The sequence below is a fragment of the Sphingosinithalassobacter tenebrarum genome (assembly GCF_011057975.1).
Classification (GTDB): domain Bacteria; phylum Pseudomonadota; class Alphaproteobacteria; order Sphingomonadales; family Sphingomonadaceae; genus Sphingomonas; species Sphingomonas tenebrarum.
In genome coordinates this window covers 2376038-2399653 of sequence record NZ_CP049109.1, presented here as the reverse complement: position 1 = coordinate 2399653, position 23616 = coordinate 2376038, and the positions used below count along the sequence as shown (strand labels likewise).

Annotated in this window: 31 protein-coding genes and 1 tRNA gene; 13 read left to right on the top strand and 19 right to left on the bottom strand. The window is 62.6% G+C overall.

Annotated features, from left to right (window positions below):
- Nucleotides 1-111: 111 nt before the first annotated feature.
- Nucleotides 112-495: a PilZ domain-containing protein gene (locus G5C33_RS11880; RefSeq protein WP_165327407.1), complete on the top strand. Its 384-nt coding sequence runs from the start codon at nucleotides 112-114 to the stop codon at nucleotides 493-495.
- Between the two features lie 181 nt (nucleotides 496-676).
- On the opposite strand, the gene G5C33_RS11875 is transcribed toward G5C33_RS11880, so the two are convergent.
- Nucleotides 677-829 carry a YdcH family protein gene (locus G5C33_RS11875; protein WP_165327406.1) on the bottom strand — a complete coding sequence of 51 codons (153 nt, stop codon included), beginning with the start codon at nucleotides 827-829 and terminating at the stop codon, nucleotides 677-679.
- Between the two features lie 150 nt (nucleotides 830-979).
- Between G5C33_RS11875 and G5C33_RS11870 the strand changes: the two genes are divergently transcribed.
- Together G5C33_RS11870 and G5C33_RS11865 are read left to right on the top strand one after the other, a co-directional pair.
- The gene (locus tag G5C33_RS11870) at nucleotides 980-1177 is read left to right on the top strand and encodes a YdcH family protein (protein ID WP_165327405.1); all 198 of its coding nucleotides are present in this window, start codon (nucleotides 980-982) and stop codon (nucleotides 1175-1177) included.
- Nucleotides 1178-1266: 89 nt separating this feature from the next.
- Nucleotides 1267-1722 (top strand): DUF1465 family protein, encoded by a 456-nt coding sequence (locus G5C33_RS11865; protein WP_165327404.1) that lies wholly within the window; start codon nucleotides 1267-1269, stop codon nucleotides 1720-1722.
- A gap of 7 nt (nucleotides 1723-1729) precedes the next feature.
- On the opposite strand, the gene G5C33_RS11860 is transcribed toward G5C33_RS11865, so the two are convergent.
- The 6 genes from G5C33_RS11860 to G5C33_RS11835 all read right to left on the bottom strand — a co-directional run bounded on the left by G5C33_RS11860 (nucleotide 1730) and on the right by G5C33_RS11835 (nucleotide 6023).
- Nucleotides 1730-2674: an NAD(P)H-dependent flavin oxidoreductase gene (locus G5C33_RS11860; RefSeq protein ID WP_165327403.1), complete on the bottom strand. Its 945-nt coding sequence runs from the start codon at nucleotides 2672-2674 to the stop codon at nucleotides 1730-1732.
- Nucleotides 2675-2719: 45 nt separating this feature from the next.
- Complete coding sequence (locus tag G5C33_RS11855; RefSeq protein WP_206518549.1) at nucleotides 2720-3139, bottom strand: hypothetical protein; 420 nt, start codon at nucleotides 3137-3139, stop codon at nucleotides 2720-2722.
- 9 nt (nucleotides 3140-3148) lie between these two features.
- Nucleotides 3149-3673 (bottom strand): gamma carbonic anhydrase family protein, encoded by a 525-nt coding sequence (locus tag G5C33_RS11850; RefSeq protein ID WP_165327402.1) that lies wholly within the window; start codon nucleotides 3671-3673, stop codon nucleotides 3149-3151.
- Between the two features lie 9 nt (nucleotides 3674-3682).
- On the bottom strand, nucleotides 3683-3907 hold the full coding sequence (locus G5C33_RS11845; RefSeq protein ID WP_165327401.1) for a hypothetical protein: 225 nt from the start codon (nucleotides 3905-3907) through the stop codon (nucleotides 3683-3685).
- Between the two features lie 128 nt (nucleotides 3908-4035).
- Nucleotides 4036-4980 (bottom strand): hypothetical protein, encoded by a 945-nt coding sequence (locus G5C33_RS11840; RefSeq protein ID WP_165327400.1) that lies wholly within the window; start codon nucleotides 4978-4980, stop codon nucleotides 4036-4038.
- 170 nt (nucleotides 4981-5150) lie between these two features.
- Entirely contained in the window at nucleotides 5151-6023 is an 873-nt protein-coding gene (locus G5C33_RS11835; protein WP_165327399.1) for a dienelactone hydrolase family protein, read from the bottom strand.
- 144 nt (nucleotides 6024-6167) lie between these two features.
- On the opposite strand from G5C33_RS11835, the gene G5C33_RS11830 reads away from it, so the two are divergent.
- Together G5C33_RS11830 and G5C33_RS11825 are read left to right on the top strand one after the other, a co-directional pair.
- The gene (locus G5C33_RS11830) at nucleotides 6168-6545 is read left to right on the top strand and encodes a hypothetical protein (protein WP_165327398.1); all 378 of its coding nucleotides are present in this window, start codon (nucleotides 6168-6170) and stop codon (nucleotides 6543-6545) included.
- 48 nt (nucleotides 6546-6593) lie between these two features.
- Nucleotides 6594-7694: a DNA cytosine methyltransferase gene (locus G5C33_RS11825; RefSeq protein ID WP_165327397.1), complete on the top strand. Its 1101-nt coding sequence runs from the start codon at nucleotides 6594-6596 to the stop codon at nucleotides 7692-7694.
- Here G5C33_RS11825 and G5C33_RS11820 read toward each other — a convergent pair.
- Nucleotides 7691-8632 (bottom strand): type II site-specific deoxyribonuclease, encoded by a 942-nt coding sequence (locus G5C33_RS11820; protein ID WP_165327396.1) that lies wholly within the window; start codon nucleotides 8630-8632, stop codon nucleotides 7691-7693. The genes G5C33_RS11825 and G5C33_RS11820 overlap by 4 nt on opposite strands.
- Nucleotides 8633-8702: 70 nt before the next feature.
- Here G5C33_RS11820 and G5C33_RS19435 point away from each other — a divergent pair, with 70 nt between their 5' ends.
- The gene (locus G5C33_RS19435; protein ID WP_266095901.1) at nucleotides 8703-9062 is read left to right on the top strand and encodes a hypothetical protein; all 360 of its coding nucleotides are present in this window, start codon (nucleotides 8703-8705) and stop codon (nucleotides 9060-9062) included.
- A gap of 178 nt (nucleotides 9063-9240) precedes the next feature.
- Here G5C33_RS19435 and G5C33_RS11810 read toward each other — a convergent pair whose 3' ends face one another.
- Nucleotides 9241-9996, bottom strand: coding sequence for a hypothetical protein (locus G5C33_RS11810; RefSeq protein WP_165327395.1), 756 nt, complete (start codon nucleotides 9994-9996; stop codon nucleotides 9241-9243).
- Between the two features lie 129 nt (nucleotides 9997-10125).
- Here G5C33_RS11810 and G5C33_RS11805 point away from each other — a divergent pair, with 129 nt between their 5' ends.
- The 3 genes from G5C33_RS11805 (at nucleotide 10126) to G5C33_RS11795 (ending at nucleotide 11858) form a co-directional block, all read left to right on the top strand.
- Nucleotides 10126-10482, top strand: a complete 357-nt coding sequence (locus tag G5C33_RS11805; protein WP_165327394.1) for a hypothetical protein — start codon at nucleotides 10126-10128, stop codon at nucleotides 10480-10482.
- A gap of 435 nt (nucleotides 10483-10917) precedes the next feature.
- Nucleotides 10918-11274 carry a ParD-like family protein gene (locus G5C33_RS11800; RefSeq protein ID WP_165327393.1) on the top strand — a complete coding sequence of 119 codons (357 nt, stop codon included), beginning with the start codon at nucleotides 10918-10920 and terminating at the stop codon, nucleotides 11272-11274.
- Nucleotides 11271-11858 (top strand): zeta toxin family protein, encoded by a 588-nt coding sequence (locus G5C33_RS11795; RefSeq protein WP_165327392.1) that lies wholly within the window; start codon nucleotides 11271-11273, stop codon nucleotides 11856-11858. Before G5C33_RS11800 ends, G5C33_RS11795 begins: the two co-directional genes overlap by 4 nt.
- A gap of 155 nt (nucleotides 11859-12013) precedes the next feature.
- On the opposite strand, the gene G5C33_RS11790 is transcribed toward G5C33_RS11795, so the two are convergent.
- Nucleotides 12014-12535, bottom strand: coding sequence for a hypothetical protein (locus G5C33_RS11790; protein WP_165327391.1), 522 nt, complete (start codon nucleotides 12533-12535; stop codon nucleotides 12014-12016).
- Between the two features lie 156 nt (nucleotides 12536-12691).
- Between G5C33_RS11790 and G5C33_RS11785 the strand changes: the two genes are divergently transcribed.
- On the top strand, nucleotides 12692-13537 hold the full coding sequence (locus tag G5C33_RS11785) for a tyrosine-type recombinase/integrase (protein WP_165327390.1): 846 nt from the start codon (nucleotides 12692-12694) through the stop codon (nucleotides 13535-13537).
- 198 nt (nucleotides 13538-13735) lie between these two features.
- Here the strand turns inward: G5C33_RS11785 and G5C33_RS11780 are convergent.
- The 6 genes from G5C33_RS11780 to G5C33_RS11755 all read right to left on the bottom strand — a co-directional run bounded on the left by G5C33_RS11780 (nucleotide 13736) and on the right by G5C33_RS11755 (nucleotide 19567).
- A tRNA-Lys gene (locus tag G5C33_RS11780) sits at nucleotides 13736-13811 on the bottom strand.
- Between the two features lie 124 nt (nucleotides 13812-13935).
- A complete protein-coding gene (gene rodA / locus G5C33_RS11775) occupies nucleotides 13936-15057 on the bottom strand; it encodes a rod shape-determining protein RodA (protein WP_165327389.1) in 1122 nt (373 codons plus the stop codon).
- A complete protein-coding gene (gene mrdA, locus G5C33_RS11770; protein WP_165327388.1) occupies nucleotides 15054-17102 on the bottom strand; it encodes a penicillin-binding protein 2 in 2049 nt (682 codons plus the stop codon). The genes rodA and mrdA overlap by 4 nt, the downstream gene beginning before the upstream one ends.
- Nucleotides 17099-17611: a rod shape-determining protein MreD gene (gene mreD / locus G5C33_RS11765; protein WP_228275045.1), complete on the bottom strand. Its 513-nt coding sequence runs from the start codon at nucleotides 17609-17611 to the stop codon at nucleotides 17099-17101. Before mreD ends, mrdA begins: the two co-directional genes overlap by 4 nt.
- Nucleotides 17608-18504 (bottom strand): rod shape-determining protein MreC, encoded by an 897-nt coding sequence (gene mreC, locus G5C33_RS11760; protein ID WP_165327387.1) that lies wholly within the window; start codon nucleotides 18502-18504, stop codon nucleotides 17608-17610. Before mreC ends, mreD begins: the two co-directional genes overlap by 4 nt.
- 19 nt (nucleotides 18505-18523) lie before the next feature.
- Entirely contained in the window at nucleotides 18524-19567 is a 1044-nt protein-coding gene (locus G5C33_RS11755; protein WP_165327386.1) for a rod shape-determining protein, read from the bottom strand.
- A gap of 149 nt (nucleotides 19568-19716) precedes the next feature.
- Here G5C33_RS11755 and mutL point away from each other — a divergent pair, with 149 nt between their 5' ends.
- The 3 genes from mutL (at nucleotide 19717) to G5C33_RS11740 (ending at nucleotide 22148) form a co-directional block, all read left to right on the top strand.
- A complete protein-coding gene (mutL, locus tag G5C33_RS11750; protein ID WP_165327385.1) occupies nucleotides 19717-21495 on the top strand; it encodes a DNA mismatch repair endonuclease MutL in 1779 nt (592 codons plus the stop codon).
- A gap of 98 nt (nucleotides 21496-21593) precedes the next feature.
- Nucleotides 21594-21974 carry a hypothetical protein gene (locus G5C33_RS11745; RefSeq protein WP_165327384.1) on the top strand — a complete coding sequence of 127 codons (381 nt, stop codon included), beginning with the start codon at nucleotides 21594-21596 and terminating at the stop codon, nucleotides 21972-21974.
- A gap of 33 nt (nucleotides 21975-22007) precedes the next feature.
- Nucleotides 22008-22148, top strand: a complete 141-nt coding sequence (locus G5C33_RS11740) for a hypothetical protein (protein WP_165327383.1) — start codon at nucleotides 22008-22010, stop codon at nucleotides 22146-22148.
- A gap of 78 nt (nucleotides 22149-22226) precedes the next feature.
- On the opposite strand, the gene rplI is transcribed toward G5C33_RS11740, so the two are convergent.
- Genes rplI through rpsF form a run of 3 tightly spaced genes read right to left on the bottom strand, consistent with a single transcriptional unit; the run spans nucleotide 22227 to nucleotide 23487 of the window.
- A complete protein-coding gene (rplI, locus tag G5C33_RS11735) occupies nucleotides 22227-22844 on the bottom strand; it encodes a 50S ribosomal protein L9 (RefSeq protein WP_165327382.1) in 618 nt (205 codons plus the stop codon).
- Nucleotides 22845-22856: 12 nt separating this feature from the next.
- A complete protein-coding gene (gene rpsR / locus G5C33_RS11730; protein ID WP_109806803.1) occupies nucleotides 22857-23081 on the bottom strand; it encodes a 30S ribosomal protein S18 in 225 nt (74 codons plus the stop codon).
- A gap of 13 nt (nucleotides 23082-23094) precedes the next feature.
- The gene (gene rpsF / locus G5C33_RS11725) at nucleotides 23095-23487 is read right to left on the bottom strand and encodes a 30S ribosomal protein S6 (RefSeq protein ID WP_165327381.1); all 393 of its coding nucleotides are present in this window, start codon (nucleotides 23485-23487) and stop codon (nucleotides 23095-23097) included.
- Nucleotides 23488-23616 lie beyond the last annotated feature (129 nt).

Sequence of the window (23616 nt, the reverse complement as noted above, 5' to 3'; positions counted from 1 at the left end):
AAACGCCGTTGTACGACCGATTTCCGCGGCGGAATCGAAACGGAAATTAACCCTTTCGATAACAGTTGCTGCTCTAATCCGACTTCGTGCATTCGTATTCGAGAAGATCGGATGGAGCAGTATTACAATGATCCCTTCGCCGCGGCCGCCGCGGCGGATGATGCGGCCAGCCAGCGGTCCGGTTCGCGGGACAGCCTGTTGCTGGGTGCTCAGCTGCGCTTTGCGGGCGGGACCGAAACGGTCCCGGTGCGCGTGCGCAATCTTTCGTCCGGCGGACTGATGGCCGAATATGCCGAGCCGGTGGCTCGCCAAACTCCGGTCGAAGTCGATGTGCGGGGTGTCGGCTGGGTTCGCGGCCAGGTCGCCTGGAGCGCCGAGGGGCGTATCGGTATCGCCTTTGATCGCGAGATCGATCCGAAGCTGGCGCGCAAGCCGGTGGGCAAGGGAACGACGACTCCGACATATGTGAAGCCGATCCTGCCGCGTCGCGGCTGATCGTCGCGCGGCAAAAGTCGGGCAGGTGTCGGAACGCAGGGCTGCACGCCACTGTTCGCGCATGTCCGGCGAAAGCGAGCCGTCCGGTATCCCGGTCCATTCCGGCGCCATCCGGGCAGCCGGATCGGCGGAGCAAGTTGCTCCGCCGCCAAATTCCCGGATTTTCTGTGGATAACCGCCGCTAGCGGCGCATCTCTTCCTTGACGCGCAACTTCTGGCGCTTCAATTCGCTGATCACGGATTGATCGGGCAGGGGCCGATGCGTTTCCTCGGCGATTCGCTGGTCGAGCAGATGGTGCTTGGCTTCGAGTGCCTCAAGATGCGCTGTATGCATGAACGCATTCCTCCTTCTGCGGTTTGGGGGAATTTAGTAGATCACTTTTTCCTGCCCCTGTCGCCCTCCGTATTCTCCGCAATCGATGATTCCGGCCTTTGACGCGATGATCCGTTGTGAAGTCCCGGGGCTTGAGGCAAGGCTTGGCCGATGGACGAAAGCGAGATTCGCCGAGAACTGGAAGCGCTGCGCGTCGAGCATCGCGATCTCGACGCGGCGATCGCCGCACTCGGCGGCACGAGCTCGGCGGACCAGTTGCAGGTTGCTCGACTCAAGAAGCGCAAATTGCTGTTGCGGGATGAGATTGCCCGGCTGGAAGATCTGCTGATTCCCGACATCATCGCCTGAGCGCGGGCCTGGCGGCTCCCGGATCGGGACGCGGCGGGGCGTATTTTAACCTTTCCGTTACCATCCGCGCTATGGCACCAACTGTGTCCATGATGGAACCGGGGGCAACGCGTATTCATCGCAAGCTGCTCGACTCGCTTTATGTCGAGGCGATGCTGCTGGCTGACGAGGCACGCGCATATTTCGATCAGGCCGGGCGCGAGGAGCGCGACACGCTGGATGCGCTGAGCCGCGTCGCCTTTTCCTGCGAATCGCTCAAAGTGACGACTCGCCTGATGCACGTCATCGCGTGGCTGCTGACGCAACGGGCAGTGGATGCCGGCGAACTTGCCGCGCGCGAGGCGATGTTGCCGTCGCGCCGCCTGGGCACGGCGCCCGATACCGACGCGCAGGCGCTGATCGCGCTGCCGGGGCAGGCGCGCGGCATCGTCGAAGCAAGCATCGACCTGTATCGCCGCGTCGCGCGGCTGGACGGAGCGCTGGAAGAGCCGGCGCCCGAAAGCCCGGCGCGATCGATGATGGACCGGCTCGCCGCGGCCTTCTGATCGCGCGTCAGCCGAACAGGCGCGATCGCGCCTCGCGATACTCCTGCTTCAGCTTCGCGACGCGCTGGCCCGCCGGTACCACCGCGTCGACCGAGCCGATTCCCTGTCCCGACCCCCAGATGTCGCGCCACGCCTTGGCGCCGCCGAAATCCATTTTGCTGGGGTCGCTTTCGGGCAGATCGTCCGGGTCGAGCCCCGAATTGACGATCGAGGCGCGCAGATAATTGCCGTGCACGCCGGTAAACAGGTTCGAATAGACGATGTCGTCGGCGCGTCCTTCGACAATCCCCTGCTTATAGGCGTCGACGGCATTGGCTTCCTCGGTCGCGATGAAGGGCGATCCGATATAGGCGAGATCCGCGCCCATCGCCTGCGCAGCAAGGATGCCGCCGCCGGTGGCGATCGATCCCGACAGCGCGACCGGCCCGTCGAACCACTGGCGCACTTCGGAAACCAGCGCGAAGGGGCTGAGGCGCCCGGCATGGCCGCCCGCGCCGGTGGCGACCAGGATCAGCCCGTCGGCGCCTTTCTCCACGGCCTTGTGCGCGAATCTGTCGTCGATCACGTCATGCAGGGTGATCCCGCCCCAGCCATGTACGGCGTCGTTCAGTTCGGGACGCGCGCCGAGCGACGTGATGACTATCGGCACCTTCCACTTGGCGCAGGTTTCGACATCCCTTTCGAGCCGCGGATTGGAGCGATGGACGATCTGGTTCACGGCGAATGGGGCTGAGGGCGTATCGGGATGCTCGCGATCCCAGGCGGCCAGCTCTTCGGTGATCTGGTGCAGCCATTCGTCCACCATCGATTCGGGGCGGGCATTGAGCGCGGGGAAGGATCCGACGATCCCCGCCTTGCACTGGGCGATGACCAGTTCCGGGCCGGAAATGATGAACATCGGCGAGCCTATGACAGGCAGGCGCAGGCGATCGAAAAGCGGTGGCAGCGACATGGGTACGTTTCATAGCGCAACGGGTTTGCCTGTCCAGCCGCTGCGTCAGCCCAGCGGGCGCTGCCAGACGACGAAGGTGTCGATATCCGTGGAGCGGATTGCGTCGCCGAAAGCATCGTCGCGGAAGCCGGGAAGGGCGCGGAGGCGTTCGATGACTTCCGTCTCCCCGGTGGCACCTTCAGGAAAAGCGAAAGCGAGGTCTTCGTCGGGACCGTAGATCAGCCACCAGAAATCCTGCCCCCAAGGGCCGCTGTCATTGGTTTCGATGGCGATGCCGTGAAGTTGCGAGAGCTGAACCTGATGGCGATCGCCCTTGGGATGGCGCATCCAGAGCAGGTCGGCTTCACATCCCACTTGCCATTGGCTTTCAGGTTGCAGCGGCGGCGGTTTGACCGGAGGCTTCGCGGCCGGATCGGCCAAGGTGTCGGAAGGGGGTCTTCGGCGGAACCAGTCGAACCAGCCCATATCGCAGCCTCAGTCGATGCGTTGCAGCTCCGCAGCGTACTCCGCCTGCTTGTGCGCGTACAGCGCGGCCGACGCCTTCAGCGCCGCCTTCGCAGCGTCATCGAGCGGGCGGACCGCCTTTGCCGGACTGCCCAGGATCAGATGGCCGGGCGGGAAGGTCTTGCCTTCGGTAACCAGCGCGCCGGCACCGACCAGGCAATCCTCGCCGATCACCGCGCCGTTGAGGATGGTCGCGCCCATGCCGACCAGCGTGCGATCGCCGATGGTGCAGCCGTGCAGGATCGCATGATGGCCGACTGTACAATCCTCGCCCACGGTGCAGGGCGAGCCGGGATCGCTGTGCAGCATCGCCCCGTCCTGGATGTTGCTGCGCGCACCGACCGTGATCGCAGTATTGTCGGCGCGGATGACGGCACCGAACCAGACGCTGGCGCCGGACGCCAGTTGCACGTCGCCGATCAGGTCCGCGCTCGGCGCAACCCAGGCGCCGTCGGCAACGACAGGGCTTTTCCCGAAAATCGAATAGTGCGGCATGGCGCCTGTTTATTGCAGCGGCACGCCGTCCGCAATCGGCAAGGGCATGCCGAGCATCGCCGCTACCGCCAGCCCGGCAAGCAGCACCGCCAGCGTCGAGGAAAGCGAGAACAGCCCCCAGCCGGCCATTGTCATCATCTGCGGACTCGGACGTTCGAGCCGCTGATTACGGCGAAGCGTCATCAGCACGAAGCCCGATGCGAGCGCATATATGAAAACCAGAAATTCCGTCATCTTGTTACCCGGCCCCGCTGAAAATCCCCGCGATATCGCTAGCACCGGGCAGGTTAATGCTTCAATTCCGGGGAACTCCGTTGGTCGTGCGTTCGGTGCGGGACGGCAGTCGCAAGGCGGTACCGAACCTATTTTTCCGCCTTTGCCGCAGCCGGGGCAGGGGAGCAGAGCAGAATCTGGCGTCCGCCGGCGACACTGGCGCCGCCACTGCATCCGCAGGTGCAAGAACATCCGTTCGAGCAGCCGCGGCACGGCTGCGGAACGGCACAGACGCAGACAAATTGCGGCTTGGCCTCTTCGGCCTTCGGTTTTTCCGCAGGTTTCTCCGGCGGCGGCGGAAAATGCAGATCGCCGCCCGAACGGACCGTGACATGTTCGTCGCGCCGTCGGCAGCACGGGCAGGTGGCGTGCTCCTCGCCATCCTCGTCGTCATGCTTGCCCTTTTTCTTGTCCTCACCGAGCACCTTGCGCGCTGCCGCGCACAAATCGAAGGCGTGGCTGCGAAGCCGATCAGCGGCGCGCGCGAAAACCATCTGCTCGTTGCCGAAATGATGGATCAGCATCTTGTCGTGATAGGCATCGTCCTTTTCCTTCACGAGCGGATAGCTGATTGCCTTCTGCAGGTCGGCAAGCTGCGATTCGAGCGATTTGATCTGCCCGCTCCATGTGGTGAAGGCGCCGAACAGCCCGTATTTGGGCCAGTCGCGTGGCGGTTGTGCCCGCATCTGATCGACGAAGCTCGCGGGGCCGGCGAGATCCTCGCGCAGCATGCGCACCAGCACGCGCAATGCGGCGACATCGCCCGGCGGCACGCGCGAACGCTGTGTGAAGAGGGTGCCGACCGTATCGGTGTGTTTCCAGACCTGGTCGCACAGCATCCGCGTGAAATCCTTTTCGGCGGGCTTTGGCGATTCGGGGAAGCGATCGCGAAAGGTGATCAGTGCACGCACCAGGCCGGCGCCGACGGCAAGGCCGAGGACGGCGAGCACCAGCGCGATCCAGCCCTGCACCGAAGCCGTCGACGGACCGGATGCAGCCGCCGTGACGCTTTCATTCGCAATGAAAAACCACATCGCCGGACTTCCCCCCAAGGAACGCGACTCGGACCGCGCCGAATATGGTTAACAAAGCAGGGATTGGCGGTAGTGCAAGCATGGTCGTAACGACTTCGGCGATATAATGCCTGCCGCCGTGGCTATTCGGCAACGCCTGCCGGCTGCTGCCGTAACTTGCTGCCTGCGGTTCAGAGCGTATCGAACAGCGCGGTCATTCGCGACCATGCGCGCTCGGCGGCCTCTTTCGAATAGGCGGGGGAATCAGGCACGGTCCAGCCGTGATCGGCGGGATAGACTTCGATCTCCGCGGGACGACCCGCCGCCTGCGCCGCCTCGCGCAGCGCGACCTTGGCGTCGGGATCCTTGGCGTCGTCATTTTGCGCGATCGCGAAGAGATAGCGCGCTTCGGTTTCCGCCAGCATGCGGTGCGGGCTGTGCGGCGCCTCGGGCAGGATCAGTCCGCCGCCGTGAAGCGACGCGGCCGCGCGCACGCGACCGGGCACTGCCGCGGCGGTGAACACCGTGAACGGTCCGCCCATGCAATAGCCGTTGGTGCCGATGCCGCGCGCGGTGTCGACATCGGCCTGATTGTCGAGCCAGCGAACGATCGCGCGGGCATCGCGCATGATGGCATCGGCGGTCAGCTGTTCGCGCCAGGGCGTTACCGTCTCGAATCCCTTGTCGGCCAGGAATTCGGCGAAGTCGGCGAATTGCGGGGCCGGACCGGAGCGGTAATAGGGATTGACGACCAGCACCGCATGGCCCTGTGCCGCCAGCCGGCGCGCCATCAGCTTGAACGCCTCGCGCAGCCCGGCAATGTCCGGCCAGGTGATGACGGCCGGATATTCGCCGCCGACGGGACGCACGTAAAATGCGTCCATCATGCCGTCGGGCGTGTGGAGCGACACCATCGCTTCGGCGAGCGTTTCTTCATCGGCGCCGGACGCGGTGCAGGCGGCGAGGGGGCCCAATGCCGCCGCCGCGGCGAACTGCCGCCGGGTGAGGGACCAGTCGTGCCGCCCGGCCTGCGCCCATCGAACGAGTTTTTCGCGATCACACAATGGCGTTTCTCCCGATGGCGCCCCGGAAGACGTTTAGCCTATCACGCTGGAACAGGGAAATACCGGTTCCAACACCTGCTCGGTGAAATGCAAGGACCTTCACCGAACAGCATGATGTGAAGGACGAGTTGGGAGGCCGCCGCGATGAAGAAGGCGGAGGACCGGTTGAGCGATGCCTTCCACGCTGTGGACGCAGAGGACAGGACCATCGTGGCGGCGCGCCCGCCTCTCTCTCTCTCCAGCATGACCGAAGAGGCACACGCCCTCGTTCGGGCACGCGCATCCGCCGAGTTCGCGCCACTCGACAGCGCTCAGCTCGACGCGACCGACGCGGTAACCCGGGAGGTCATGGGTTCAGGCAACACTCTCACGCTGCGCTTCGGTGACAGCTGGCGCTCCGGCAGCGAGCGCTGCGGACTGTCAGCTACGGGCGGCGGATATGAGTCCGTTGACTCCACACTAACAAGCAGAAACATGTTGCCATTTTTGTTCGCGGGTGGGCATTTTACCGGGTATGGCTAAGGTGATTTCGAGCCGGGAGATCCGGCACGTCAGTTAGCAAAGGGTCAAATGAAGTTCAGCGCAATTGAATCGTTTAGCGGGGCTGGCGGAATGTCGCTGGGCCTTCGGGACGCTGGCTTCGACATAAAGTTGGCATTCGACAATGTCTCGGCGCACGTTAAAACGTATAATCACAACCTAGGCCCTCACGCCAAGGTGCTGGACGCTCGCAAGGTCAGTGGTGACGAACTTTTGTCATTGGCAGGGCTAGGCAGAGGGCAACTAGATTTGTTCTCTGGTGGGCCTCCTTGCCAGGGCTTCTCTAAGCAGCGCCGTGGGGCAGCTTTTCTGCAAGACCCAAGGAACCGGCTGGTTTTGGATTTTGCGCGGTTGGTCTCCGAAATGTTGCCTCGTGCGTTCCTGTTCGAGAACGTTGCGATCTTTGGGCAGAAACGAGGGCTAGGCTTCATCGAAGAGATTGCGGAGCTCCTTTCCGAATACTCGATTACTTGCTTTCAAGTTTGCGGTTCGGATTTCGGTCTCGCCCAGACTCGCAGCCGGTTCCTTATGATAGGCATCCTTGCTGATATTTCAGCCAGATCACCCGACCTAGTAACCTCGGACGAATATGTTTCGGTTCGCGATGTGATCGGCGATTTGCCGCCGCCGCCGAATGATTGTTCGGAACATCCCGAATATTTCAACCACCAAAAATGTCGCATCACAGCGCTCAACGAGGAACGCTTTTCGCACGTACCCCAAGGTGGTGGCTGGCAGGATATTCCCTGGGACCTGCGGTTGCCGTGTCACAAAGTCACAGATGTGCGTAAGGGTGGCTGGCCTGACGTTTATGGAAGACTTGCTTGGGATAGTCAGTGTCCGACCATTACAGTCGGATTCGATAGCTTCACGCGAGGACGATACGGCCATCCAGAGCAACATCGTGCGATCACTCCGCGCGAAGCGGCTCGCCTGCAAGGTTTCCCTGACAACTTTCGATTCCTCGGCAACCGTATGGACGTGCGAACGCAAATCGGGAATGCGGTACCGCCTCCGTTGGCGAAGGCGGCTGGTACGGCAATTGCGAACATATTGTCTGGCCAACAGGCAGCGCCCGTAAGGAATAGCGTGGGCCGTCAGTTACGTGTCCAACGTGAACTCGCGCTTTAATCTGCTTTGAGGTGATCGGCGATATCTGTGAATAGAGCATGGAATGGCTTCACAGGAATGATCCGAGTGAAATCATATCGCGCATATCTGCGCGGAATGTCGCAGTAATATAGTCCTTTTATGTGCGCGAGGTGCTTCTGGAACAGAGCAACTGTTCCCGGCACACAAATTTGTTTGACTGCCGTAGTGGCATCATCGCGCTGAACTTCACTGATACATGAAACGAAGCTCGCATATTGACCGGGGTAGGCCGAGTCGAGAATCCGCTGATGCGCGAACGGTTGGACAATTCGTTCTCGCGTTGTGATTTTGAGAGGTACGACCGCGCCTTTCTCAGTTTGTGGATTGGTAATTACCAGGTCTGTTGAAACAGAATCGCCAGAAAACTCGGTTGCATCATCGCCCGCATCCCCAACCTCTGTCTTAGCAAGCGCATCGACAGGTTCGGCGGCACCGACGTCCTTGATCGGAATGTGCTTTGTTAGCGCGTAGTGTGGGAAAATGATGTGGCTGGCGGAGCCGATTACAACCTCGAAGAATGTACTTGGCGTCTTCCTGCTCCTGGGCTTCCAGAGATCATAAGACAGACTGAAAGCCGAAATTGCGGTATAAATCACTTGGTCAAGGAGGTTAGGGTCAACATCGTTGCAGTTGCCCAGTTGATCGGCCACTTCCTCCGATGCCGCCTTAAATACCTCAGGGTCGGCTATGAATAGTTCAGGGTGGAATGGTCGGCTCAGCCTCTCACCAGAATCCGCAACTGAATAAGGGAGCGAATAGCCAGCAAGCGTGAAATTTCCGAAAGTCCGCAGATTCGCATTGGTCTGAAGCGCTTCCAAACATTCAAAAGATACCTCGAAACAATGGGCGAGCGCATATTGTCCTCGGTCATATCGCCGCTTGGCCGCTTGAAAACTTTTCGCAATATCGGTCAGCAAGAATCACTCCCGCCCTCTGTTCAACAACAGGGAAGCAGGGTGAACCGATGATTGCAATTGGAAGGGAACGTTGGCCGACATTTTTAGCCCGGAGAAGAGGAGTCAGTTAATGTTCCGCATTCGGGAGAGAGACACACAAAGCCGGAGCTGGCTGTACGATCCTTTCGGCATCGTCGAGGGCTTAGGTTTCGTCTGCACCGCAAGGATCTGCCGGGATACCATCATTTTACCTTCTCGCAGAGGAGTGATTTTCGTGCATGGCTGTTTCTGGCACGGTCATGAAGGGTGCGAGCGCGCGAAGTTGCCTGAGACCCGCTCTGCCTTTGGGGCGGAGAAGACTCAAGCGAACAAAGCGCGTGACGCTCAGGCCATTGAGTTTCTGGAGCCTGACAATGTCCCTTCGAACCGCGTCAGCTCGAAGAAGCCTTGAGATTCCGCCGGAGGCTGCGAGGGCGATCGCGCGATGACGTCAGCCTTTTGCGGGAGCGGTTCGCGCGCCGCCTGCGATTGAACCGAAAAATGCGACGGAGCCATCCGACAATCCTCATGCGGCATCCAATGATTCGCGCGCGCTGTGGCAGTAGGCACAGCATGGCAACCTTCGCTGTTCAGGGCTGCGCCGGTGCGAGGGCGGCGAGATGCTCCCGGCTCTTGGCGATCAGGCCGGCAACGAAGATCGAGCTGGTTTGCAGCACGGAATCGAGATCGACCTCATCGACGCCTTCGCTCCTGATCTTGAAGCTGGCGGCGATCTGGATACCGACATTGGGAAAGGGTTCGGTCGCTTCCCAGAAGCGATAGCTGTCATTTGCGGCGAAGTGGCCCGCAGGCACTTGCTCGATATGGTGGTCCGGCGCGAACCATTGGACGGCGTGCGCGCCCGCCGTGCCGGGCCTTAGTTCCCAGTGCTTCGCCTCATTGGAGAGCGTCTTCACGGTCTTCAAATAGGCGAGATAGATCCGGTGCTTCTCGCGGGCGGCGGTGAACAGGTCGGCCCAATCATCGCCGATATAGAGGCGGGCCTGTGCAATCCGTTCGGCAAAAGCGCCGTCATCGTGGGTGATCGGGAAATAGAGCCTGCCAGTCTTGCCGGTATCGGCCTGAACCCGGGCTGCGGCCGCGACATGATCCAGCGCATGGACGAGATTGTTGGCGATGTCGGCGATAACCGGCTTCAATTCTCGCAAGATGGTGCGGTCCAGGGTGAGTTCGGCGGTGTGCGCCTTACCGTCCGCCGACGTCGATCGGCGTAAATCCCAGAGTCTTTTAGCGCCGGCGCCGTTGCGCGCGTTGAATTCGCGCCGGTGTGTCTGTGCGCGATCATAAAGCAATTGCGCGTCGTCGAGATGGTCACTCGCTCCCATTTCCAAGGCATAGCCGCATTCCCATCAGTTCGCGATTAATGAAGGTGGTTATTTGCGGTGCACCTCTTCGACCATGGCGGAGACGAGGACGCACGATTATGCATCGGTGAAACCGAAGGAGATAATTCCGTGACTTACCAGCCCTTGAGGTTCGACTTCAGCGACGACTTCACAACGACAGAGAATGGCAGCGACGCGCTCGACTACATCGTCGATCCGCCGTCCATCAGTGCCACCAATGAAAATGGCGACGGGTCGCTCGTCGCGCGGGTGTTCGCCGCTTGGGGCCAAGCATCCGCGACGATTTCCCTGCTGTCAAATCGCTACCAGCGCCAATGGCCCGGCGCGATCGCCGCGCTCAACGATCATAAGGGCACCCTCGAAGTGACGTGGCGCGACGAGCAGAGCCGGATTCTGTTCGAGGGCGCCATCATGGGCGCCTGGGAACGATCGGGCGAACATGCGGGGGCACACGCACTGGCTTAACGATTCAGGCCCCATGAGACCGCGTAGACCTCTCACCACAGCCCGCATCTCGGCCGGGCTGCGCTTTTCCGCTGGCGCGTTAAAATAAAGGGCGCCAGTCGGCAGTCTGCCATTTGGGAGCGCTCGCGTCCGCTGAGTAGAGGGCAGGTTTTAGGCAATGTTCGCGACCGTCTGAACGACCGAAATGCTGGCGGCTCCAGTTCAGCGAGCCGACCAGCGAAATTACCCGAGATAGCCCCACAGCATATTTGTTTTAGGTTCGGCATAGGCTTCGATTTCAGCGGGCGCCCGTGGTGTTTCCGAAAAGCTCGCGCCGACTTCTGCGCCGTTGCCCGGGATCATCTCGAAGTAGCCGTGCCGCGCTTAGGTTCAACTTCGCACGACGCGCTTGAAAATGAGGTGGCAAAATGCTACCCCGTAGACTGGAGGTGACCTATGGCCCAGTCCATCAAACTTGCTGACGACATCATGAAAATCGTGCGTCGTGAGTCCGAGTTACAGAGCCGCTCGATTGCTGGCCAGATCGCGCATTGGGTGCGCATAGGGCGCGCCATCGAAAAATCGGGCAATTTCGATCATGCCTGCATCACCGCCGCTCTCGCTGGCGACATCGAGACAACCGACCTCACTGATGAGGAAAAGGATGTCTGGCTCGACCACTTTGTCGAGAAAATGGGTCAGCCCGGTCCCGACGAAGATGCTTTCTTTGCCCGGCGGCGGCAGCTTGGGCTAGGTGTTGGTCTCGACGCAGCCGGCAATCTCGTGCGTGAGAAGGCCGCGCATAAGGCATGACGCCGACGATGATCGTGCTTGCCGGACCCAACGGCGCCGGTAAGTCGACCCTCTACCAGACCCGCGTAGCACCAAGCTTCGCCGGACCCTTCATCAACGCCGACCTTATCCAGCGCGACGAACTGTGCGATCCCTCTCCAGCCGCGTCTTACGAAGCGGCCAGGATCGCCTCTTCGCGCCGGGCTGACTGTCTTTCTCGAGGTCGGGATTTCGTGACCGAAACGGTCTTCTCGCACCCCTCCAAGCTTGAACTGATCGACGAAGCACGAACCAAAGGTTTCACGGTGATCGTGATGCATGTTGGCGTCGACACGCCAGACCTCTCTGTCGCGCGTGTCGGTACGCGCGTCGAGGAGGGCGGACACATCGTACCCGAGGACAAGATCCGCGCCCGTTACAAGCGCGGGGGTCCGTTGATTCACGCCGCAGTCCTTAAGGCGGATCGCGGAATGGTCTTCGACAATTCGCGCCTCAACGAACCGCCGAGCCATTGCCTGACATTCGCGAACGGGCGGCTGGTCTTCGCGTTGCCGCGCCTACCAGACTGGATCAGATCGGTTTATAAAGCAGACTTGGAGATCTGAAGCCAAGCGCTAAGGATGGCCGGCAAGCTACCCAGTGCCAGCCAGGTAATCCGAACCTACTCTTCATTGAGTGCCGTTTGCACAGCCGATCGCCTACCCTCCGTCCAAATATCGAACGTCGACTGACCTTCTGACGTGCTCCCCTGATTGTTACCTCAGAGGTAGAGTCCGGCTCCTTCATGATGGTTGTTTGAGGTGATGCCAACTCGTTGCGTTTTCGTTCGAGGGGCCGAGGGAGCGGACAATCTCTTCGTCTCTCGTCGGCTCTTCGATCTCCGGTTTTGCCACTGGTGGGGCAGGCGGGTCCGGTCGTTGAATACAGGCTTTGTGATCGGTGTATTGAATGCCCGTTGCCGCCTGCCTTCGTCGAAACGCCCGGATATCTCGGTGATAATATTGCGGTCTGGCAAGATCACTGCCGTTTCCCGGGTTGCGGCCAAAGCGGAGGGTAGCCAGCCGCCGCGGACAAGACCGATCGCCTTCGCGGTGAACGGGCTTTCGAGAGTCGCAGTGATGTGCGCATATTTTCTGGTGTCCACGCCCTCGACATCGGTGTCGACGACACGTCCATTGAACATTTCCAGCGGGATCGTGATGCCGGCGTGAAGCTTGGCTGCCGCGAGGAGATCGAGCGCGTTCTGACCATCCGGGAAGCGGCGGCGCTGCTCAAGGTGCATCCCATACCATCCGCAATCTGCTGGTCGAGGGGCGCATTCTGGCGGCCCGGGTCGCGCGCCAGTGGCGCTCTTGAGAAGGCGAACTTGTCGCCTGGATTCGCTGGGCTAGTCTGCGCCTGCACGAATGCAGTCAGGTGCCCAACGAAAGGAGGCATTATGGCACTCTGGAAACGTGCAGGAAAATACTACGTCAAGCTCACAGCACCTGACGGAACGCTCATTAGACGCTCTACTGGAACGGCCGACAGGCTGAAGGCGCTCGAATTTCACGACAAGCTGAAGGCCGAGCTGTGGGACCTTGCCAGGCTGAAGCAGAAGCCGAAACGGACCTGGGACGAGGCGGCTTTGCGGTGGCTGAAGGAGAAGGCGCACAAGAAGTCCTATCGGGACGATGTGAGCCGGATCCGGTGGTTCACCAGGCATCTGCGTGGCAAGACATTGGATCAGGTGAGCAGGGACATGATCGACCGGCTCATATCGCGCCATTTCGACCGCAAGAGCGATCGCACCAAGGATCTCTATGTCGCGCTCATCCGCGCGATCTTTCAGAAGGCGATGCGGGAATGGGAATGGATCGCGCATATGCCGGCGTTCAAGGCCTATGCGCGCAGTGGCCGGGTCAGGGTGCGGTTTCTTACCCATGATCAGGCCGCCGAGCTCATGGGTCGGCTTACTGAACACCAGCGCGAGGTGGTGCTGTTCGCTTTGTCGACCGGCCTGCGTCAGGGCAACATACTCCATCTGCGATGGGATCAGGTCGATATGACCCGGCGCATTGTCACGATCGGATATGGCGAGACCAAAAACGGGGAGGCGCTCGGCCTTCCCCTGAACGAGACGGCTCTTGGCGTGTTACGGCGACAGAAGGGCAAGCATCCGGTTCATGTCGGCACACCTGGGCGACCTGGCTCCGGCAGAAGGACGTGCCCACCTGGGTGCTTCAGGGAGCGGGGGGATGGAAATCCGAGTCGATGGTACGGCGCGATGCACTCATGTCGGTGAAGCATCTCCAGCCCTATGCCGACCAGCTGATTTTACCGGGCACAGACCCGCTGATTAACCCGGTCGGAGACCCAAAAAAGTCTAACTGCCCGGAAAGCTGGAAAGCTCAGGTCACAACAATGGTCACAGTGAGAGCCGTTCGCGGCTCAAACTTGTCGCCGGCCTCGACGTTACCTCTTGATAATGAACAAAGAAAAATGGTGGACGCACTAGGGCTCGAACCTAGGACCCGCTGATTAAGAGTCAGCTGCTCTACCAACTGAGCTATGCGTCCATACCGGGCAGGGAAGGCGGGCTTGGTGAGCCGCCACCGCGTTTCGGAGGGGCGCCGTTAGCAAAGGTGCCGGACTTTGCAAAGCCTTTTTTCGAAATGCCTGTCGAAATCCGACTGAGGCGCGTTACCAGCGCGATGTCGTCTGGCGGCTCTGGCGGTCGAGCGACATCAGGATGCCGATACAGATCATGATCGTCATCATCGAGGAACCGCCATAGCTGATCAGCGGCAACGGAATGCCGACGACCGGGGCGAGACCCATCACCATCGCCATGTTGATCGCGACGAAGAAGAAGATCGTCGTGGCAAGCCCCGCCGCGGTCAGCCGCGCGAACTTGCTTTGTGACCGGACCCCGACATTGATGCCCCAGCGGATCAGCAACAGGAAGGCGATGATCAACGCGATCCCGCCCATCAGGCCCCATTCCTCCATCATCGTCGCCAGCGCGAAGTCGGTATGGCCCTCGGGCAGATAGTCGAGATGGCTCTGTGTGCCGTTCAGAAAGCCCTTGCCGAACCAGCCGCCCGAACCGATCGCGATCTTCGACTGGCTGATATGATAGCCGGTGCCGAGCGGATCGGCCTCGGGGTCGAGGAAGGTCAGCACGCGATTGCGCTGATAATCGTGCAGCACGAAATTGACCGCGAGCGGAATCGCCACCGCCGCCGCCAGCGCGCCGCCGATGAAAAGGCGCAGCGGAATGCCCGCAAGGAACATCACCGTCGCGCCGCTCATGCAGATCATCAGCGCCGTACCCAGATCGGGTTGCAGCATGACGAGCCCGGCGGGCAGACCGATCAGCAGCGCCGCCGGCCAGATCGCCGAAAAGCGGCGTATCTCGCCGGTCGGCAATATGTCGTAGAAGCGCGCGAGCGCGAGCACGATGGTTGGCTTCATCAGTTCCGAAGGCTGGAGGCGGATGAACCCGAGATCGAGCCAGCGCTGGCTGCCCCCGCGCACCGCGCCGAGCAGCTCGACGCCGACCAGCATCAGCACCAGAAGCGCGTAGACCGGGATCGACCCCATCGACCACCAGCGTTCGGGGATGCGCGACATCACCATCGCCATCGCGAGGAACACCGCGAACCGCATGCCCTGCGGCAGGGCCCAGGGGCGCAGATTCCCGCCCGCCGCCGAATAGAGCACCAGCAGGCCGAACCCGCCGATCGCGATCACCAGCAGGATGATCTTCCAGGGAAGCTGCGCGACGGGCGCGGGAACGAAGCCCGGGCCGAGACTGCTCATTCGGTGTCTCCCGGGGGATCGCCCGCGACATTGCCCGAGGGCCGGTTATTGGCATCGGCGGCGTTGGACACGACGTCACTGGCTGCCGCGGCGGCATCCTCCGGCACGGGCGGGGCGGGAGCCTCCTGCGCGGCCCGGAACGCCGCCTCCTGCGCGGCCATGCGCGTGCGATAGTCGCCGCCCCAGGTCGGTTCGAGGTCGAGCAACGTGCGCACTGCTTTGCGGCGATCGAAGAAATAGGTCATCACGTCGCGCGCGATCACCTTGGCATCGGTCATCGGATTGATGTGGCCGTGATGCTCGAGCACCACCGATGCCGCATATTTCGGTTTGTCGGCGGGTGCGAAGCAGACATAGAGCGAATGGTCGCGCAGTTTGAAGGGAAGCTGCGCATCCTTGAGCACGCCGGTCCTGCGCTCGGCGGCAGTGATCCGGCGGACCTGCGCGGTGCCCGTCTTGCCCGCGATTTCGACGCCGTCCATGTGCAGCTGCGCATTCCAGCCGCCGGTACCGCCGCCGTTCACCACCGACCACATGCCGTGGCGGATGACCTCCAGATGCTCCTCGGCGATGTCGAGCTTGGGCGCGGGCTGATGCGGCTCGTCGATCAGCAGCCGGGGAACGACTTCGCGGCCGCCGGCGATCCGCGCGGCCATCACCGCCAGCTGCATCGGATTGGCGAGCACATAGCCCTGGCCGATCGAGGCGTTGATCGAATCGGCGACTGTCCAGTCCTCGTCATATTTCTTCTCCTTCCACGCGCTGTCGGGCACGGTGCCGTAGCGCTGGCTGGGGAAGGGGAGTTCGAAGGTCTGACCGAGGCCGAGCTTGCGGACAGTCGGTGCGAAGGCGTCATATCCCAGTTCGCGCGCCATCTGGAAGAAATAGACGTCGCAGCTCTGGGCGATGGCCGTGTTCATGTCGACCGCGCCGTGGCCGCCGCGCTTCCAGCAATGGAACCGGCCGTTGCCGACCTGGATATAGCCGCCGCAATGCACCTTGTGATCGGGAGAGACCCCGTTGCGCAGCAGCGCCAGCGCGTGCATCGGCTTGACCGTCGATCCGGGCGGATAGAGGCCCTGCAGGATCTTGTTCATCAGCGGAACATGATCGTTTTCGGACAGCATCTTCCATTCGGTCTGGCTGATGCCGTCTGAAAAGCTGTTGGGATCATATGCCGGCATCGAGACGAAGGCGAGCACGTCGCCGGTTTCGACATCGAGCACGACCATCGAGCCCGAATTGTCCGCCATGCGCCGCGCGGCATATTCCTGCAGCCCGGAATCGATCGTCAGCTTGACGGTATCCCCCGGCCGGTCCGGGCGCGTGGCGAGTTCGCGCACCAGCTTGCCGCGCGCGGTGACTTCCACGCGCTTGGCGCCCGGCGTGCCGCGCAACCGATCCTCGAGCGAACGTTCGAGGCCGTCCTTGCCCAGCTTGAACCCGGGCGTAATTAGCAGCGGATCCTTTTCCTCCAGATATTGTTCGCGCGAAGCCGAGCCGACATAGCCGATGAGGTGCCCGACCGCTTCGCCCAGCGGATAGTTGCGCGCGAAACCGCGCGTCGGCGCGACGCCGGGCAGATTGGCCTGCCGCACGCCCACCGCTGCATATTGCTCCCAGCTCAGATTCTCGGCGACCGGCACCGGCTGGAAGCCGGCATTGCGCTCGAGGTCGGTGCGCACACGCGCGATATCCTCGTCGTCGAGCGACAATATCTGGCGCAACTGGGCAAGGACGGCGTCCGTATCGGCGTCATCGATCCGGTCGGGAATGATGTCGACGCGGAAATCGGTGCGGTTGTTGGCGACCGGCTGACCGTTGCGGTCGACGATCCATCCGCGCCGGGGCGGCGTGAGCGTCAGGTTGATGCGATTGCTTTCGGCGAGCAGGCGATAATGCTCGTTCTCGAACACGGCGAGCCATGTCATGCGCCCGGCCAGCACCAGTCCGACCGCGCCCTGGCCGATCCCAAGCGCCAGCGCTCGGCGCGAAAAGCTGAACGATTGCGCCGCTTCGGTAACGATGCCGAATCCGTTGCTCACCGTCGCCGAGGCTCCCTGTCGAGCCGCGCGCAAAGTTGCGAAGCGAGCGGGAAGAGCGCGACGCTGGTGATGATCTGAACCAGCAGCGCGGTATCGACATGGGCGGAAAACGGCGTGGCGATCAAGCGCGTGGCGATCAGGACGAACGCCATTGCGCCCGCCGCGATCAGCCAGTCCTGCCAGAAATTACGCCACACAAGACGCGTGTCTAGCACGTCGATCGCCAGAAAGCACAGGGTCCAGAAGAACATTCCGCTGCCGAGCGGCTGGCCGCTGACCAGATCGTCGAACAGGCCGAGCAGGACGGGGGACCATACGCGCAACGCATCGCTGCGATGCAGCCGCCAGGCGAGCATCATCATCAACCCGAATGGCGGCAGCACCGGGATGGTCACCACAAAGGGCAGGATCGTCACCAGCGACCCCAGCATGACGGAAACGGGCGCCAGCCACGTGGTGCGCGTCCGCGGGCGCGTGCGCCCGAGCGGCAGGAATTCGGGCGACCTCACTCGGCTTCGCCGTCGGCGGGCGGTGCCGTTGTGGGGGTTGCCGGCACCTCTGGCTCCAGGAAGCTTTTCTGGACCAGGGCGAAATCAAGCGCATTGGGATTGGCCGCAGGCTGCGCGAGCGCTGTGTCGCGCGAATCGCGCACTACGCTCGCCACCGGGATATTGGGCGGATAGATGCCGCCGGTGCCGGAAGTGACGAAACGGTCCCCCGCCTTGAACGGGACATTGGTGATGCTGGCCGAGCGGATGTCGAGCCGCCCGTCGCCGCGCCCTGCGGCGATCGCGGGAAGCCCGTCGCTGGTGCGGCGCACGGGCACCAGGCTTTCTGGATCGACGATCAGCAACACGCGCGCATTATTGGGGCCGGTCGCCACGACCTGTCCGATCAGGCCGTCGGGTTCGCGGACCGGCTGCCCCACCGCCACGCCCTGCCAGGTGCCGGCATTGAGCGTCGCGAAGCGGCGCGTGCTCGACATGGAGGAATTGACCAGCCGTGCCGCGACGACTGCCTCGGGCGTCACATCGCGCAGCTTGAGCAGCGCGCGCAGGCGACGATTTTCCTGGTTCAGCGTGCGGGCCCGCTGGACCAGCGTGGCATTGTCCTCGATTTCCTTCTTCAGCCGCTGGTTTTCGCCGACGACATCGAAATGATCGGAAACATTGCCGGGAATTCCGGTGATGCCGCGCCCGGCCCAGCCGAAGAAGGTCGAGATGGGCGTGGTGATTTCGTTGAAGATTCCGCGAACCGTCCCGAAGGCGGCCGGGTTGAATGTCGAAAGCAGCAGCAGCCCGGCTCCGATCAGCGCACCGCCGACCGCCCCGACATAGGCCAGGAAGAGACCATATTGCGCCCGCCGCGAAAATCCCGGGCGCCGGTTGCGTGACGGCGCCATTCCCCCGACCCCTTCCTGCTCAGACGGTCAGCAGAACGCCGCGGAACACCGGATCTTCCAGTGCCCTGCCGGTGCCCAGCGCGACGCAGGTGAGCGGGTCTTCGGCAACAGTAACCGGCAGCCCGGTCTCGTCGCGAAGCACTTCGTCGATGCCAGAGAGCAGGGCGCCGCCGCCGGTCAGGACGATGCCCTGATCGACGATGTCGGCGGCGAGCTCGGGCGCGGTGTTTTCCAGCGCGATGCGCACGCCTTCGACGATGGTGCCGACCGGTTCGCTCAGCGCTTCGGCGATCTGGCCCTGGTTGATCTGGATTTCCTTGGGCACGCCGTTGACGAGATCGCGGCCCTTGATGTGAATCGACTGGCCGATGCCGTCGGCCGGCGGCTTGGCGACGCCGACTTCCTGCTTGATCCGCTCTGCGGTCGATTCGCCGATCAGCAGGTTGTGGTTGCGGCGGACATAGGAGACAATCGCTTCGTCCATCTTGTCGCCCCCGACGCGGACCGACGTCGAATAGGCAAGGCCGCGCAGCGAGAGCACCGCGACTTCGGTAGTGCCGCCGCCGATATCGACCACCATGCTGCCGATCGGTTCGGTAACGGGCATTTCGGCGCCGATCGCGGCGGCCATCGGTTCCTCGATCAGCCAGACCTGGCTCGCTCCGGCGTTGGAGGCGGCGTCGCGAATCGCGCGGCGTTCCACCGACGTCGAGCCCGAAGGAACGCAGATCACGATCTGCGGCCAGCGGAACGCCGATTTGCGGCCGCCATGCACCTTGCGGATGAAATGCTCGATCATCTTCTCGGCGACTTCGATTTCGGCAATCACGCCGTCGCGCAGCGGACGAATCGCTTCGATCGATCCCGGAGTCTTGCCCATCATCAGCTTGGCATCGTCGCCGACGGCCTTGACCTTCTTGACGCCGTTCAGCGTTTCGACCGCGACTACCGACGGCTCGTTGAGCACCACGCCGCGGCCGCGCAGATAGACCACCGTGTTCGCGGTTCCGAGATCGATGGCCATGTCATGGGACATGAATTTGAAGAAGCGGGAAAAAATCATCGAATGATCCGTCTATGCCGCGCCCGGCCCATGCGCGGCGTGTCGCACTTATATCTTCCCTCGACCGTCCGGTACGGATTTGATTCCGGCTTCGGATTGCTGGCGGTTGCGGGTCGCGGGATGCCGCCGCTTGGGCTAGAGCGACACCCATGTCAATACGCCGCTTACCAGAACATCTTGTCAACCGGATCGCCGCAGGTGAAGTGGTCGAAAGACCAGCCAGCGCGCTCAAGGAACTCGTCGAAAATGCCATCGATGCCGGCGCGAGTCGAATCGCGGTGCGGATCGCGGCGGGCGGCACCGACAGTATCGAAGTGACGGATGACGGTTGCGGCATGACGCCTGCCGAGATGACGCTTGCCCTGGAGCGGCATGCGACCTCGAAATTGCCTGACGACGCGATCGAATCGGTGGAGACGCTCGGCTTTCGCGGCGAGGCGCTGCCTTCGATCGCCAGTGTCGCTCGGCTCACGCTGGAAAGCCGGGTGCGCGGCGCCGACGGCTGGTCGCGAATCGTCGATAACGGCGCCCTCGAATCGGAAGGGCCCGCCGCGCTCCCACCCGGTACGCGCGTTCGTGTCGAACAGCTGTTCGGGCGGGTGCCGGCACGGCGCAAGTTCCTACGGACAGCGCGGTCCGAATATGCCGCCTGCCTCGATGCCGTCCGGCGGCTGGCGATGGCGCGGCCCGATATCGGCTTTTCGCTCGAGCATGACGGGCGGCGCGGGCTTTCGGTGCAGCCGGGGGAAACCAGGCCGCAGCGAGTCGCCGCGCTGACCGATCGCGCGCTTGCGGAAAACAGCGTGGCAATCGACTTCGAGCGCGAGGGACTGATTCTCGGCGGTGTCGCCGGACTGCCGACGTTCAATCGCGGTATCGCGGATCACCAGTATCTGTTCGTCAATGGCCGGCCGGTGAAGGATCGGTTGCTCACCGGCGCGGTGCGTGGCGCTTATGCCGAGATGCTGGCAAGGGACCGCCATCCGGTGGTCGCGCTGTTCCTCGACGTGCCGCCCGACGTTGTCGATGTGAACGTCCACCCCGCCAAGACCGAAGTGCGCTTCCGTGATCCGCAGCTGGTCCGCGGGATGATCGTCAGCGGGCTGCGCCGCGCGCTGGATGCCGCCGGGCATCGGGCCGTGCAGCGCCCTGATGATGCCGCGCTTGGCATGTGGCAGCGCGAATCCGTCGCGCCGCCGCCGCCCGACGCGACATTATGGGATCGCGATCGACCCCCCGCGGCACCGGCGCCCGCGCATGTCGGCGATCGCCGGCCGTCCTTTATCGCCCCGCCCTTGCCACAGGCGCGCGCCGAGGTGGCGGCAGAGCCGGTACCGCAAGGTGTGCAATATCCGCTCGGCGTCGCGCGGGGGCAGGTCTCGAAGACCTATATCGTCGCCGAGGCCGAGGACGGGCTGGTGATTGTCGATCAGCACGCGGCGCATGAACGCCTCGTGCTCGAACGGATGCGGCGCGCGATGGGTGATGGCGGCGTATCGAGCCAGCGGCTGTTGATGCCCGAAGTGGTCGAGCTCGACGAGACCGCGTGCGACCGGCTCGAGGAGCGGGCAGGGGAACTGGCCGCCTTCGGGCTCGAACTTGACCGGTTCGGTCCGCGCGCGGTGATCGTCCGGGCGGTGCCGGCGGTACTCGGTGGTGGTGATCCGAGCGGCCTGGTTGCCGATCTTGCCGACGAGCTTGCCGGCTTTGACGAGGCATTGAGCCTCAAGGAGCGGATCGATCATGTCGCCGCGACGATGGCGTGCCACGGATCGGTGCGCGCGGGACGGGTGCTGAGCGTGGCCGAAATGAACGCGCTGCTGCGCGAGATGGAAGTCACCCCGCATTCTGGGCAGTGCAATCACGGCCGCCCGACCTGGGTGAAGCTGGCGCATGGCGACATAGAAAAACTGTTCGGGCGGAAGTAGACCGGGCGCCGAAAGCTAACAGCGATTGTAAATTGTCGGGCCCTGTGCCGCCGCATAGCTTCCTGTTTCAGCAGATATGGCGAAACGGGGGGGATTCGATGACACCACGACGTTCGATCGCATTCGCGCTGGCAATACTGCTTCCGCTTGCCGGGTGCGCCACGCTGACCGGCGGCAAGCTGGTGCGCGAAGGCGAGGTTCCCGGAAGGCTGGTCGTGCGCAACAATGCCGGTATGCCGATCACCGCGCTTACCATCTCGCGATGCGACGCGATGAGCCACGGCCTGAGCCGGATCAGCAATCCGATTCCCAATGGTGGCGCCGTGTCGTTCAATGTCGGCCCCGGCTGCTGGGATGTGATGGCGGGAGCGGGCGGCTATTGCGGTTCGGGCGGATGCAGCTGGCAGCAGAAGAACCATCGCTTCACGATGGTTTCGCGACGCAGTCATACCGTCACCTTCACGCCCTCGCCGGATTGATCGCGGCATCCCGCAGGGCATGGTGCGCTGCTGATGCGCAACCTTTCATCCTTCCCGGTGGTTAATACCCCGAACAGGAAGGAAGGCACCTCGTTGATGAACAAGATTGCGCCCGTGGTATTCGCGCTTATCCCGCTCGTGGCGGTGGTGAGCGCCTGCGTCGCCTGCCCCTGAACCCGGAACCATTATACCAGACGAAAAGGGCCGCCCGGCGCAACCGGGCGGCCCTTTCTGTTTGGCGGTGTCGGGCGATCAGCCCTCGGTCGTCTCTTCTTCGGCAGGCGTTTCGCCTTCCGGCGATTCGCTGGCGATTTCTCCGACTTCGAGGTTCGGATCACGATCTTCGGTGAAGCCTGCTTCCTCGCGGTTTTCCTCGAACATCGCGGCCATCACGTCGACGCCCTGCGCCTGCATCTCGGCTTCTTCCGGCGAACGGGCGACGTTGGCGGTCACCGTCACCGAAACTTCCGGGTGCAGCGCGACCTTCACTTCGTGAACGCCGAGCGTCTTGATCGGGCGCGCGAGAACGACCTGCGACTTGTGGACCTTGTGGCCTTCCTCCGTCAGCGCTTCGACGATGTCGCGAACTGCGACCGAACCGTAAAGCTGGCCGGTGTTCGACGACTGACGGATCAGCGTGACCTGAACACCGTCGAGCGAACCGGCTTCCTTCTCGGCCTCGGTGCGCTTGGCGGCGTTTTCCGCCTCGATGCGCTCGCGATTGGCTTCGAAAATCTTGCGGTTGGCTTCGTTGGCGCGCAGCGCCTTCTTGTTCGGCAGCAGGAAATTGCGCGCGAAACCGTCACGGACGGTGACGACATCACCGATGGCGCCGAGCTTTTCGACGCGTTCGAGCAGAATGATTTCCATGAAATCCGCTCCTTACTTCACGATGTAGGGCAGCAGGCCCAGATGGCGCGCGCGCTTGATGGCCTGGGCCAGTTCGCGCTGCTTCTTGGCGCTCACCGAAGTGATGCGCGACGGAACGATCTTGCCGCGTTCGGAGACGAAGCCCTGAAGCAGGCGAACGTCCTTGTAATCGATCTTGGGAGCGTCCTTGCCCGAGAAGGGGCAGCTCTTGCGGCGACGGAAAAACGGTCGTGCCATGATCTGCTACTCCTCAGTTGTCGCTGTTGTTGTTGCTGTTGTCGCGATCGCGGCCCCGGCCGCCACCGCCACGACGATCGCGATCGCCCTTGCGCATCATCACCGACGGACCTTCTTCATGTTCGTCGACACGAATGGTCATGTAGCGGATGACGTCTTCGTTGATCGCGGTCTGGCGCTCCAGCTCGGCGACGAGCGTCGTCGGACCGTCGATTTCGAGCATCACGTAATGCGCCTTGCGGTTCTTCGCGATGCGATAGGCGAGGCTGCGCAGACCCCAGGTCTCCGTCTTGGTGACCTTGCCGTCATTGTCCTCGATGATCTTGGTGGCGGCTTCCGCCAGTGCGTCCACTTGCGCCTGGGCCAGATCCTGGCGCGCAAGGAACACATGCTCGTACAGAGCCATGTTCGTCTCTCTTCTGTTGGCCGATCGCTGACGCCGCCCCATGCGGTCGCCCCTCCGGCTATCGTCTCAAAATGACACAGGTCCGGCTCGCGCGATGCGAATCCGGTCGAGTGAAGGCGGGCGCTTACT